This window comes from Algibacter lectus, assembly GCF_900112395.1.
Classification (GTDB): domain Bacteria; phylum Bacteroidota; class Bacteroidia; order Flavobacteriales; family Flavobacteriaceae; genus Algibacter; species Algibacter lectus.
On record NZ_FOLN01000008.1, the window covers coordinates 68,865 to 82,338 of the forward strand.

The following is a 13,474-nucleotide window of genomic DNA, read 5'->3' on the forward strand; positions in this document are numbered from 1 at the left end:
GCAATTTATGGCGAGATACCAATTTGTTTAAAACTCTTTAGGGTATCAAGCCAAAAAAGAAAAAATTCTCTGTATTTTTATAAACTTTTTCTACTCAAATTTTCGTTGTAAAAACAAAGAAGGTTTTAAAGGTTAAATAGCTTAATTTCAAAAGACTAAAATACGGCATGTACTTAATTTTCGATACAGAAACTACCGGATTACCAAAGCGTTGGGACGCACCGATAACAGATACAGACAACTGGCCAAGGTGTATTCAAATTGCTTGGCAACTACATGATGATATGGGAAACTGTATTGAGCATCAAGATTATTTGGTGAAGCCCGAAGGCTTTAATATTCCTTATGATGCTGAAAAAATTCACGGTATTTCTACGGAATTAGCAGAAGAGCAAGGTATTCCGTTAGCCGAAGTTTTAGAGAAATTTAATGAAGCATTAGGTAAAACTAAATTTGTTGTTGGGCAAAATGTAAAGTTCGATTTAAATATTATGGGTGCGGAGTTTGTACGGGGTGATGTGGAAAACCCGTTGCAAGAACTTCCTGTTTTAGATACTTGTACCGAACATACAGCTAAGTTGTGCGAGATTCCTGGTGGGCGTTATGGTAAGTTTAAATTGCCAACATTATCAGAATTACACGAGCATTTATTTGGTGTAGGTTTTTCTGAAGCGCATAATGCCACGGCCGATGTGGAAGCAACTACACGTTGTTTTTTCGAGTTGGTTCGTTTGGGACAGTATACCAAAGAGCAATTGGATGTTGATCCTGAGTATTTTCAGAGTTTTAATGAGGCAAATCCGGCTACCATTGATCTTATTGGTTTAAAACACATAAACCTAAAGCGTGAAAGTGCCAAGATTCTTGCGCGTATAAAGAAAAGTGAAAGTAGTGGTTTATCTTCCGAAGATATTAAGCAAAACGTTTCAGCTTTAGCCGATGTCGATTTTGTTCATCTACATAATCACTCGCAGTTTTCGGTATTGCAATCTACAATGGGTGTTGCCGATATTGTTTCCGCAGCAGCGGAATATAATATGGAGGCTGTAGCACTTACCGATCATGCTAACATGATGGGGGCTTTTCACTTTGTGAATGCGGTAAATAAACATAACGCGGGTGTAAAGTCTAAAAAGAAGGAGGCCGAAATTACTGGAGCGACAGTTACTGCAAAAGAAATGAAGCCTATTATTGGGTGCGAGTTTTTTGTGTGTGAAAACCATTTAGATAAGTCGAGGAAAGATAACGGTTATCAAATTGTGATAATCGCCAAAAATAAAAATGGGTATCATAATCTAGCAAAATTATCATCGCATGCCTTTGTAAATGGGTTCTATTATATACCAAGAATTGATAAGAAGTTAATTGAAGAATATAAAGAAGATTTAATTGTTTTAACAGGAAATTTATATGGTGAAGTGCCAAGTAAAATTCTGAATATTGGTGAAAATCAAGCCGAAGAAGCATTGCTTTGGTGGAAAGAACAGTTTGGAGACGATCTATATGTGGAAATTATGCGTCACAATCAGGAAGATGAAGATCGTGTAAATCCAACATTAATTTCTTTAGCAAGAAAGCATGATGTTAAATTAATAGCTTCTAATAATACGTATTACAGAAAGAAAGAAGATTCTAATGCTCACGATATTTTATTGTGTGTAAAAGATGGCGAAAAACAAGCAACACCAATAGGTCGTGGTCGTGGATACCGTTATGGTATGCCAAACAAGGAGTATTATTTTAAATCTCCCGACCAAATGAAGGAGCTTTTTAAAGATGTTCCTGAGGCCATTTCTAACGTGCAGGAAGTTGTTGATAAAGTTGAGGCTTATCAATTAGCTCGAGATGTATTATTGCCTGCCTTCGATATTCCTGAGCAATTTGTTCATGAGGAGGATCAAGTGGATGGAGGCAAGCGTGGTGAAAATGCATTTTTACGTCATTTAGTTTATGAAGGTGCTAAAAAACGTTACGGAGAAGAGCTTTCGGAGGTTGTTATAGAACGCCTCGATTTCGAGTTAGGTGTAATTGAAAAAACAGGATACCCTGGGTATTTCCTTATTGTAGAAGATTTTATTCGAGAAGCGCGGAACATGGATGTTTCAGTTGGTCCTGGTCGTGGTTCTGCAGCAGGATCGGTTGCTGCATATTGTTTATGGATTACAAATATTGACCCGCTGAAGTATGATTTACTTTTTGAGCGTTTCCTAAATCCCGATCGTGTAAGTATGCCCGATATTGATATCGATTTTGATGATGAAGGTCGAAGTCGTGTTATGGATTATGTAATCGAGAAATATGGCTCCAACCAAGTGGCACAAATTATTACATACGGTACCATGGCGGCGAAATCATCTATTAGAGATACCGCACGTGTATTAGATTTGCCATTATTTGATGCCGATAGAATTGCGAAGTTAATCCCGAATATGTCTAAACTCGGAAAGATTTTTGGTCTTTCGGAAAAGGAACTCGGACAAAAATTTAGAGCAGAAGATTTAGAGAAAGTTAATGAGCTTTTAAATATTGCAGACGGTAGTGATTTGCAAGCCGAAACTTTAAATCTAGCTCGAACGCTAGAAGGTTCGGTAAGAAATACGGGTATTCATGCCTGTGGTGTTATTATTACACCCGATGATATTACCAAATTCGTGCCGGTTTCATTGGCGAAAGATTCCGATTTATATGTTACCCAGTTTGATAACTCGGTGGTGGAAGATGCTGGATTACTAAAAATGGATTTCTTGGGGTTAAAAACATTAACCCTGATTAAAGATACGGTTAAAATTGTAAAAGCGAAACATGACATTCTTTTGGATCCCGAAACGTTTCCTTTAGATGATGAAGAAACTTATGCGTTATTCCAACGTGGAGAAACGGTTGGGGTGTTTCAGTATGAATCGCCTGGTATGCAGAAACACTTACGTGATTTAAAGCCTACTGTTTTTGAAGATTTAATTGCCATGAATGCCTTGTATCGTCCGGGGCCAATGGAATATATTCCTAGTTTCGTTCGTAGAAAGCATGGTGATGAAGATATTGAGTACGATTTACCAGCAATGGAAGAGTATTTAAAGGAAACTTATGGTATTACCGTTTACCAAGAGCAAGTAATGCTACTCTCACAAAGTTTGGCTGGGTTTACCAAAGGTGAAGCCGATGTCTTGCGTAAGGCAATGGGTAAAAAGCAAATTGCCGTTCTTGATAAAATGAAACCTAAGTTTATTGAGCAAGCCAGTGCCAATGGACACGATGCTAAAATTCTAGAGAAAGTTTGGAAAGATTGGGAAGCCTTTGCGAGTTATGCCTTTAATAAATCGCACTCGACATGTTATGCATGGATCGCTTACCAAACAGCTTACTTAAAAGCGCATTACCCTGCTGAATATATGGCGGCTGTTTTATCGAACAACATGAACGATATCAAACAGGTTACATTTTTTATGGAAGAATGTAAGCGTATGAAGCTAGATGTTCTTGGTCCTGATGTTAATGAGTCGTTTTATAAGTTTTCTGTTAATAAAGATTACGCCGTTCGTTTTGGAATGGGAGCTATAAAAGGAGTGGGGCATGGTGCTGTAATGACTATTGTGGAGCATAGAGAAAAAGATGGTCCATATAAGTCTATTTTCGATTTAGCAAAACGAATAGATTTACGGGCTGCAAATAAAAGAGCTTTCGAGAATTTAGCTTTAGCTGGTGGTTTTGATGGTTTAGCCGATACACATCGAGCTCAATATTTTCATGATGATGGCGATGGTATTACTTTTTTAGAAAAGGCAATTAAATACGCACAAAAACATAAAGAAAATGAGAATTCTGCACAAGTAAGTTTATTTGGTGAAGCTAGTGATGTGCAAATACCAGAACCCGAAGTTCCACCTTGTGAAGAGTGGGGAACTATGGAAAAGCTGAGTAAGGAGCGCGAAGTGGTTGGGGTTTATATTTCAGGACATCCGTTGGACGACTTTAAAACAGAGATGAAAACATTCTGTAATGGAACTATTAGTATGTTTAATGATTTAAATCTTTACGTAAACCGAGAAATTGTTTTTGGTGGTGTGGTTACCGATGTGCAACATCGTGTAAGCAAGCAAGGTAAAGGTTGGGCAATGTTTACCATTGAAGATTATACCGATAGTTTTGAATTTAGAGTTTTTGGTGAAGAGTACTTAAAGTTTCGACACTTTTTTATGATTAATAGTTTCGTGTTTGTGAAAACCTTTGTTCGAGAAGGTTGGACTAATAAAGATACAGGTAAGAAAAGTGATCCACGATTACAGTTTAATAGTTTTCAGCTATTACACGATGTTATGGAAAATTATGCCAAAAAATTATCTATTCAATTAGATGTTAGAGATTTAACAGAGCAAAAAATTATAGCTTTAAAGGAGTTGCTGAATGAGCATCCAGGAAGTCAAGCGCTTAATTTTTTAGTTTATGATATGAAAGAAAAAATTAAGTTACCTATGATTAGTAGAAAGCAAAAGGTGAAAGTTTGCCAAGAGCTTATAACAGAATTAGAGGTACAACAGGTTAAGTATAAGTTGAATTAGTTTAGAGGATTTAATCAAAATCCAAAACCCTAAAACCCATTCTAAATAGCGCTAGGGATTGAACGGCGTGTTTAAGTTCTCCGACGATAAGAAGGAGCGAGTAGTGAAAGCGCGACCCTTGCGGTAGTGCCAAAATATATCATTAAATAGCTCTGCTCAATGCCGTTATAGGTAAAACAAATGATGGCTTTGTAAGGATTCGAGAATTTTTTGACTAAATTTGTGTTATTAAAATGAATTAAGAACATTAAAAATATAAATATTATGGCATTAGAAATTACGGATGCAACGTTTGAGGAAACGGTTTTAAAAAGTGATAAACCGGTATTAGTTGATTTTTGGGCAGCTTGGTGTGGACCATGTAGAATGGTTGGACCAGTTATTGAAGAAATTAGCAGTGAGTACGAAGGAAAAGCCGTTGTTGGTAAAGTAGACGTAGATGCAAATCAAGAATTTGCTGCAAAATACGGAGTGCGTAACATTCCTACAGTTTTGGTTTTTCAAAACGGTGAGGTTGTTGGTCGTCAAGTAGGTGTAGCGCCTAAAGCGACTTACGCAGAAGCGATTGATGCGCTTTTATAACATATACTAAAAGAAAAATTGAAAAGGTTTGCCGTAATGGTGAACCTTTTTTTATTTTAGATGAAAATTAAAAGATATTAAAAAGATGAGTGGACATAAAAAAATTCAAGACGCAATAGATAGTAATTTTATAGAGCAACGTAAAGTGTTTTTATGGGGCCAGGTTGACGATGATTCTGCTAAGCATGTTGTAGATAGATTGATGTATTTAGATGCTTTAGGTACTGAAGATATTACACTTTATATTAATAGTCCAGGTGGTTATGTAACTTCTGGTTTTGCTATTTACGATTGTATTAAGTCTTTAAAAAGTGAAGTTTCTACAGTTTGTACTGGTTTTGCAGCATCTATGGGGTCGTTAATTTTGTCGGCAGGGCAAAAAGGAAAACGTTTTATCCAACCTCACGCTCGTGTTATGATACACCAACCAAGTGGTGGTGCTCGTGGACAAGCTAGTGATATCGAAATTACGGCTAAAGAAATTGTAATTACTAAAGAATTAAGTGCTCAAATTTTAGCAGACAATTGTGGGCAAACATTTGAAAAAGTAATGAAAGATTTTAATCGTGACCATTGGATGGGTGCAGATGAGTCTGTGGCTTACGGTATTGTAGATCAGGTTGCTAAATAAAAAAACAATTTTTTAGAACTATTAAACAGACTGGCTTGTTGAGTTAAACTTCACAATTAGGTCTGTTTTTTTTGTTTAACAAGTAAAGTGTAATTAACTGTTGTGATATGAATTTGCAAAACGAACTAAATAAAGCTGAGGGTTTTAAAAATCTTGGATTACTTGCAAAGCAGGTAGTCGAGGGGTTTATTGCTGGTATGCATAAAAGTCCGTTTCATGGATTTTCGGCAGAGTTTGCAGAGCATAAAATTTATAATCCAGGAGAAAGCACAAGGCATATTGATTGGAAGTTATTTGCCAAAACGGAAAAGCTGTACACCAAGCGATATGATGATGAAACTAATTTACGCTGCCACATTATTTTGGATAACAGTAGTTCTATGCATTATCCGGAGTTAAATAATTTTTCTATTACTGAATTAAATAAAGTTGGATTCTCTGCCTTAGCATCTGCAGCTCTAATGTATATGCTAAAAAAACAACGTGATGCTGTAGGCTTAAGTATATACAGCGATGCTTACGATTTTTATGCTTCGGAAAAAGGAAGTGAGCGCCACCATCAAATGCTTTTACATGAGTTAAGTAATGCGGTACTCTCGAAGCCGCTAATGAAGCAAACGGAAACTTACAAGTACTTGCACGAAATAGCTGAAAACATCCATAGACGCTCCTTAATATTCTTGTTTACTGATATGTTTCAAACTTCGGAAGATGAGGTAAAGCTTTTTGAAGCATTACGTCATTTAAAATACAATAAACATGAGGTAGTTTTGTTTCATGTTTTCGATAAGGAAAAAGAATTGAATTTTGATTTCGATAATAGACCAAAACGTTTTATTGATGTTGAAACTGGCGAGCATATTAACCTGTATGCCGATTCCATAAAAGAAAACTATAGTAAAACGGTAAATAACTATTTTTCTAATTTGAAGTTGAAATGCGCACAATACAAAATAAAATACGTTGAAGCGGATATAAATAAAAATTTTAGTAACATCCTGACAACGTACATGGTAGAGCGACAGCGGTTTGTTTGATAGAAATTTTTTCAAAAAAATAATAAAAAAAGTTTGTGTGATTTAAAAAAGCGTGTATCTTTGCACTCGCAATAACGCAACGGTCTGGTAGTTCAGCTGGTTAGAATGTCGCCCTGTCACGGCGAAGGTCGCGGGTTCGAGTCCCGTCCAGACCGCTAAAATTGCAAACAAAGAAGCTCTGAGAAATTAGGGCTTTTTTTGGCAATAAGAAGTTGTGTTGTTCCCGAATTTATTCGGGGAAGTAGTTTGCCAAATTCAATTTGGTAATCCAATGAGAAGCTTTCCTTTTTTCTGTGAAGAAGATTGGGATGCTTTTTTGTTTTAATTGTAAAATTAAAATTGGTTAGATTATAATAATAGTGTATATTCGCACTCGCAATAATGCAACGGTCTGGTAGTTCAGCTGGTTAGAATGTCGCCCTGTCACGGCGAAGGTCGCGGGTTCGAGTCCCGTCCAGACCGCTAAAATTGCAAACAAAGAAGCTCTGAGAAATTAGGGCTTTTTTTGTGCAATAAGAAGTTGTGTTGTTCCCGAATTTATTCGGGGAAGTAGTTTGCCAGATTTAATTTGGTAATCCAATGAAAAGCTTTCCTTTTTTCTTTTAAGAAAATCGGAATGCTTTTTTATTTAGGACATAACCTTCAGAATAATATTTAAAAATTAAAAGCCGTTTTACATCTGTAAAACGGCTTTTTTTAACTAAAAAGATCTGCTATTAATCTATTTAAGTATTATTTCCAACCTCCACCTAATGCTTTATAGATATTTACATGGGCCAATAGTTGTTCTTTTTTTGTTTCTATTATTTCTATTTGAGAATCTAGAGCCTCTCGTTGTGTTAATAGTACTTCGGTGTATTCTGCTCTAGCAGATTTAAAAAGTTTCATCGCGATATCAATAGATTCATTTAAAGCCTTTACTTGTTGGTCTCTCAAAGCATAACTTTTATTTAGATTATCTATGTTCGAAAGGGCATTAGATACTTCAACATAAGCATTCAGAATCGTTTTTTCATATTCGTAAACAGCTTGCAGTTGTTTTGCATTGGCATTGGCATATTCAGCTTTAATAGCATTTCTATTAATTAACGGTCCAACCACATCACCAACTAAAGAATAAACTAAAGATTCTGGTGTGTTTGTTAAAAACTTTGGTTTAAAAGCTTGTAAGCCTACACCAGCAGAAATACCAACAGAAGGATAGAAATTGGCTTTAGCAACTTTTGTGTTTAGCTTTAATGCAGAAAGTTCTAATTCGGCTTTTCGGATATCTGTTCTGTTTTGTAATAACTGCGATGGAATACCCGCGTTTATAATTCCGATATTTTTATTAATGAAGTTTTTAGAACTACGATCAACATGTTGTGGATAGCGCCCAACTAAAAAGTTGATTCCATTTTCAACTTCTACAATGTTTTGCTGAATATCGAATTTGCTACTTTGGTTTTTTAAAACTTCAGCTTCAAATCGGCGTACAGCCAACTCAGTTGCTCTAGCTGCCTCTTTTTGAATTTTCACCATACTTAAAGCGTTTTGTTGTAGCTCTAAATTTTGGTTAATAATATCTAGTTGATTGTCTAAAGCCATAAGTTCGTAATATGAATTGGCAATTTCTGCAACAAGATTTGTTATCATAAAGTTTTTTCCTTCCACAGATGATAAATACTCTAAAACAGCGGCCTTTTTGCTGTTTCTAAGTTTTTTCCAAATATCGAGTTCCCATGACGCGGAAAGTCCAATAGAATAATCTTGTAAAGGTTCAGGAAAAGCATCTTCTTCATGCACTTTTAAGTTTTTTTCAACAGCGCCATTTCGAGTGAATTCACCAACTTTTTCTACTTCCGCTCCAGCGTAAGCATTTACAAATGGTAGGTACTCGCCTTTACGAGCTTTAATTTCGTTTTTAGCCAAGTTTATTTGCTGCAACATCATGTTAAGCTCTTGGTTATTGGCTAATGCTGTATCTATTAAAGCCGTTAAATTGGGATCTGTAAAATAGTTTTTCCAATTTATGCTTGCTGTATTTGTGGTGTCTAGCGATTGGTTTTTAAATCCCTTGGGTGTAGATGTGTTTGCTTCTCTTATGTTTTTTGTTGGCACACAAGAAAACACCGAAACCACAATAAAAACACCAACCAACATAGTTGGCAGATGTTTTAATCTGTTTTTTATGTTATGCTTCATCATTATTTTTTTTAGTGAGTTTTTTCAATAACTTGGTAAGCTTGTTAATTTTGGTAGCGTTTACTTCACTTTGGTTTTTATTTTCGCTTAAATGCATTAATTCGTCTGTTACAGAGGTTAAAGCTTCATCTTTAATAAGGCTTCTGCCATCGGCAAATTTTGCGAATACATAATATAAACCAGGAATAATGAGTACTCCAAACACGGTACCTATAAACATACCTCCCATGGCAGATCCGCCAATGGTTCTGTTTCCGATAGCGCCTGCTCCAGAAGCCATGACTAAGGGCACTAAACCTGCGATAAAAGCGAAAGAGGTCATTAAAATGGGGCGGAATCTTGCTCTCGATCCTTCGATAGCGGCTTCTAGTATGCTAGCCCCTTGTTTGCGTTTTTGTACTGCAAATTCTACGATTAATACGGCATTTTTACCGAGTAACCCAACAAGCATAATAACGCCAATTTGAGCATACACATCATTTGCTAAGCCCATACCTTTTAGTAGAATAAACGAACCAAAAACCCCAACAGGAAGCGATAAGATTACCGCAAACGGAAGTAAGAAACTTTCGTATTGAGCGGCAAGCACGAAGTACACAAAAATTAAAACAATTGCGAAAATATAGATGGATTCGTTACCACGGCTTGCTTCATCGAAAGTTAAGCCTTCCCAGCCAATATCGTAACCTCTTGGTAATTGTTCTTTAGCTACTTCTTTAATTGCTTTAATTGCGTCTCCACTGGTGTAACCTGGTGCAGGCAAGCCGCGAATAGCTGCAGAATTATAGAGGTTGTAACGGGTAATTTCATTGGGGCCTAAAGCTTTTTCCATAGTCATAAATGCAGAATATGGAACCATTTCGCCAGATTCGTTCTTCACGTAAAGTTTTTGAAGATCGGAAGGTAATCCTCTATATTCCGGAGCGGCTTGTGTATAAACTTTAAAGAAACGACCAAAACGGATAAAACCTTGCTCGTAAGTACTACCTATTAGAATATTGAGGTTTTCCATAGCTTTACCAATAGTAACGCCTTTTTGCATCGCTTTTTTATTGTCAATTTTTAATTTGTACTGCGGATAGTTTGCAGAGAAAAAGGTAAATAAACCCGTTAATTCTGGTCGCTTGGATAGGGCTGCCATAAACTCATTGTTGATTTTTTCGAAATGATGATAATCTGTAGAGTTTGTTTTATCTAATAAACGCATAGCAAAACCTCCCGAAGATCCAAAGCCTGGCACGGCTGGTGGCTCGAAGTATTCAATTACGGCTCCTAAGTCGCGAGTTTCTTCTTCTAATTCTTCCATGATTTCGTGTACGGTGTGTTCACGATTGGACCATGGTTTTAAGTTAATTAAACATGTTCCTGCATTAGAGCCACGACCTTCCGTCATAATTTCGTAACCTGCTAAAGAGGAAACAGATTCTACACCTTCGGTTTCTTCACAAATTTTCTGAAGTTTTTTTGCAACTTCATTCGTACGTTCTAAAGTCGCTCCTGGAGGTGTTTGAATGATGGCGTAAATCATCCCTTGATCTTCATTTGGGATAAATCCAGCCGGTAACACTTCATTTGTAAAATAGATACCCGCGCAAAAAGCGATTAGCATTCCAAAAGTAATAATGCGTCGTGCCGCAATTTTATTTAATAAATTAACATAGCGACCGGTAAGACGTTCGAAGCCTTTATTGAACCAAGCAATAAACTTATCTATTATGGATTTCTTTTTTGCTTTACCGTGATTATTTTTTAATAGCATGGCACAAAGTACGGGTGTAAGTGTTAAGGCTACAATAGCTGAAATAACAATTGATCCTGCCATGGTAATAGAGAATTGACGATAGAAAACCCCAACAGGACCTGACATAAATGATGTTGGTATAAATACCGAAACCATAACTAATGTAATTGCGATAATAGCGCCTCCAATTTCACTTAGTACAGCAGATGATGCTTTGTAAGGTGAAAGATGTTCTTCTTCCATTTTAACGTGTACGGCCTCGACGACTACAATAGCATTATCGACCACAATACCAATGGCGAGTACTAAAGCGAAAAGTGTAATTAAGTTAATGGATAGCCCGAAAAGTTGCATAACGAAAAAGGCACCAATTAATGATACGGGAACGGCGATAATAGGAATTAAGGTAGAACGCCAATCTCCTAAGAATAAGAAAACCACAATAGCTACAAGAATAAAGGCATCGCGTAGTGTGTGGATAACTTGCTCGATGGAAGCGTTTAAGAAGTTAGAGACATCATAACTAATTTGAAAATCCATACCCGGTGGTAAGTCTTTTTTTAACTCGTCTAATTTTTCTTTAACAGAAGTAATAACGTCGCTACCATTACTTCCAAAAGTTTGTTTTAATACAATGGAGGCCGATGGTTGTCCGTCTAAATTTGAATAAATATCGAAAAATTCACTACCAAGATTAACATCGGCAATATCTGATAGTTTAATGATTTCACCTTCTTCATTCGCTCGAATTATGATCTCTTTGTATTGATCCGGCTCGTTATAGCGGTTTTCGTAGGTTAGTACATATTCTAAAGATTGTGCTGTTTTGCCTGAGCTTCTACCAATTCTACCCGGTCTAGCCAAAATACTTTGGTCTTCCATGGCTTCTAGAACTTCTTCGGCCGAAATATTATAGGCACGCATACGGTCGGGTTTTAACCAAACACGCATAGCGTATTTTCTACTTCCTAAAATTTTAGCACTTGCTATGCCATCAATACGTTGAATTTCTGGTATTACTTTAGTGTAAGCGTAGTTGAATAAGAATTTTTCGTCGTTGTCTTTCTTCTTACTAAAAAGATTTACATACATCAGCATACTTGGTTGCACAGGCGTAATAACTACGCCTTCTCGCTGTACCAATTCTGGTAACAACGGCATAACCTGATCGACTCTTGTTTTTACGCGAACTACAGCCTCGTTGGGGTCGGTTCCGGGTTCGAAAATAACACGTAAAGTACCTTCTCCTGCACTGGTAGCATCAGATGCTATGTAGCGCATATCTTGCACGCCATTAATAGCGGTTTCTAGTGGTATTAATGTTGAATTTACCAATACATCGGCACTAGAACCAGGATAGGCGATAAAAATATTAACAGTGGTTGGTGCAATTTGCGGAAATTGCGAAATGGGTAATTGCTTAATAGCAAGCAAGCCAGTAAATACGATAATGACCGAAATGACGATGGCCAAAACGGGTCTTTGTATAAATTTTTTAAACATGATTTTTTTGAGATTTAGTAGAAGTGATTACTCTGCATACATTTCTAAGTTTGCTAATACCTCGTTAGGTTGAATAAACGTCGTGGCAATTTTTTCTTGGTCTTTAACGATTCTAATGCCTTCTAGTAAAATTTTATCGTTAACGGATAATCCTGTTTGTACCACAAATAAGTGAGGTAGCTCGGCTTCTACTGTAATCTCTCGCTGTTTAACCACATTGTTTTTGTCGATTACAAAAACATATTTTTTATCTAAAATCTCAAAAGTTGCTTTTTGCGGAATAATGATAGCGTCTTTAAAAGGAACTTTCATTAAAACACTTCCGGTTTCGCCATGACGTAAAATGCCATCAGGGTTCGGGAAGGTTGCTCTAAAAGCAATGTTACCAGTTTCGCTATTGAATTCACCTTCTATAGTTTCTACTATTCCGGTCTGGTTAAAAGGTTTGTTGTTTGCGAGTAATAAACCAACTTCTTTTTTTACATCTTTATCTTTACTAATAATATAGTCTAGGTATTCGGCTTCGGGTACGTTAAAATAAACCCACATTTTACTGTTGTCTGATAAGGTTGTTAGTAGTTCGCCTTCGTCTAATAAACTTCCTTGTCGTGCTTCGAGATGATCCATAATACCATCGAAAGGCGCCCTAATGTCTGTAAAACCTAAATGGGTTCTAGCAAGAGAAACTTCAGCTTTAGCTTTTTCAACATTGGCTTTTGCTAAGGCTAATTCTTTGCTAGAAACCACGTTGCTATCTGCTAACAGTTGTGTGTTGCTTAATTCTATTTCTGCAGTGTGTTCTTCTGCAGTTGCTTTTTGTAACTCTGCTTTGTACACGTTTGGTGAAATTTGGAACATGTGCTGTCCTTTCTTTACGTGTTGACCTTCATCTACAAAAATTTGTTTTAAATAGCCTTTTTCGAGCGCTCTTACTTCAATATGTTGATAGGCGTGTATTTGACTTATATAATCTTTTGTGATTGAGGTGTCTTTTTTTATAGGGTTTGTTACTAGAAATTTAACTTCTTCGGCTTTCTTTTCGTGTTTTTTTTCACAGCTTGTATTAAATAGAAATACAAGCGCACCAATGTAAATGAAGGTTTTCTTCATGGTTATACGTCTTTAAATAAGTGGTTAGATAAAATGATTTGTTAAGACAAAAGCATCATTTGTAGATGCATTATCTCAGTGTTTTAATTGAAATACTAATGTGTAAGTAATTGACAATCCATTAAGTTTT

General features: G+C 36.4%; 7 protein-coding genes and 2 tRNA genes. 6 read left to right on the forward strand and 3 right to left on the reverse strand.

The window, feature by feature from the left end; translation table 11 throughout:
* Nucleotides 1–167: 167 nt before the first annotated feature.
* The 6 genes from dnaE to BM246_RS14040 all read left to right on the forward strand — a co-directional run bounded on the left by dnaE (nt 168) and on the right by BM246_RS14040 (nt 7,268).
* Nucleotides 168–4,556: a DNA polymerase III subunit alpha gene (gene dnaE, locus BM246_RS14015; protein ID WP_042504382.1), complete on the forward strand. Its 4,389-nt coding sequence runs from the start codon at nt 168–170 to the stop codon at nt 4,554–4,556.
* 264 nt (nt 4,557–4,820) lie between these two features.
* Complete coding sequence (gene trxA / locus BM246_RS14020) at nt 4,821–5,138, forward strand: thioredoxin (RefSeq protein ID WP_042496930.1); 318 nt, start codon at nt 4,821–4,823, stop codon at nt 5,136–5,138.
* 85 nt (nt 5,139–5,223) lie between these two features.
* Nucleotides 5,224–5,769 (forward strand): ClpP family protease, encoded by a 546-nt coding sequence (locus BM246_RS14025; protein WP_042496933.1) that lies wholly within the window; start codon nt 5,224–5,226, stop codon nt 5,767–5,769.
* Between the two features lie 107 nt (nt 5,770–5,876).
* Nucleotides 5,877–6,806: a DUF58 domain-containing protein gene (locus tag BM246_RS14030; protein ID WP_074938761.1), complete on the forward strand. Its 930-nt coding sequence runs from the start codon at nt 5,877–5,879 to the stop codon at nt 6,804–6,806.
* Between the two features lie 81 nt (nt 6,807–6,887).
* A tRNA-Asp gene (locus tag BM246_RS14035) sits at nt 6,888–6,961 on the forward strand.
* 233 nt (nt 6,962–7,194) lie between these two features.
* A tRNA-Asp gene (locus tag BM246_RS14040) sits at nt 7,195–7,268 on the forward strand.
* Between the two features lie 270 nt (nt 7,269–7,538).
* Here BM246_RS14040 and BM246_RS14045 read toward each other — a convergent pair.
* Genes BM246_RS14045 through BM246_RS14055 form a run of 3 tightly spaced genes read right to left on the reverse strand, consistent with a single transcriptional unit; the run spans nt 7,539 to nt 13,344 of the window.
* Nucleotides 7,539–8,990 carry a TolC family protein gene (locus BM246_RS14045; RefSeq protein ID WP_074938763.1) on the reverse strand — a complete coding sequence of 484 codons (1,452 nt, stop codon included), beginning with the start codon at nt 8,988–8,990 and terminating at the stop codon, nt 7,539–7,541.
* Entirely contained in the window at nt 8,980–12,234 is a 3,255-nt protein-coding gene (locus tag BM246_RS14050) for an efflux RND transporter permease subunit (protein ID WP_074938765.1), read from the reverse strand. The genes BM246_RS14045 and BM246_RS14050 overlap by 11 nt, the downstream gene beginning before the upstream one ends.
* Nucleotides 12,235–12,261: 27 nt before the next feature.
* Entirely contained in the window at nt 12,262–13,344 is a 1,083-nt protein-coding gene (locus BM246_RS14055; protein WP_042496940.1) for an efflux RND transporter periplasmic adaptor subunit, read from the reverse strand.
* Between the last annotated feature and the right edge of the window lie 130 nt (nt 13,345–13,474).

Coding starts and splice junctions, on each gene's coding strand:
- trxA (WP_042496930.1), top strand. CDS start 4,821: ATGGCATTAGAAATTACGGATGCAACGTTTGAGGAAACGGTTTTAAAA.
- BM246_RS14050 (WP_074938765.1), bottom strand. CDS start 12,234: ATGTTTAAAAAATTTATACAAAGACCCGTTTTGGCCATCGTCATTTCG.
- BM246_RS14030 (WP_074938761.1), top strand. CDS start 5,877: ATGAATTTGCAAAACGAACTAAATAAAGCTGAGGGTTTTAAAAATCTT.
- BM246_RS14025 (WP_042496933.1), top strand. CDS start 5,224: ATGAGTGGACATAAAAAAATTCAAGACGCAATAGATAGTAATTTTATA.
- BM246_RS14055 (WP_042496940.1), bottom strand. CDS start 13,344: ATGAAGAAAACCTTCATTTACATTGGTGCGCTTGTATTTCTATTTAAT.
- dnaE (WP_042504382.1), top strand. CDS start 168: ATGTACTTAATTTTCGATACAGAAACTACCGGATTACCAAAGCGTTGG.
- BM246_RS14045 (WP_074938763.1), bottom strand. CDS start 8,990: ATGAAGCATAACATAAAAAACAGATTAAAACATCTGCCAACTATGTTG.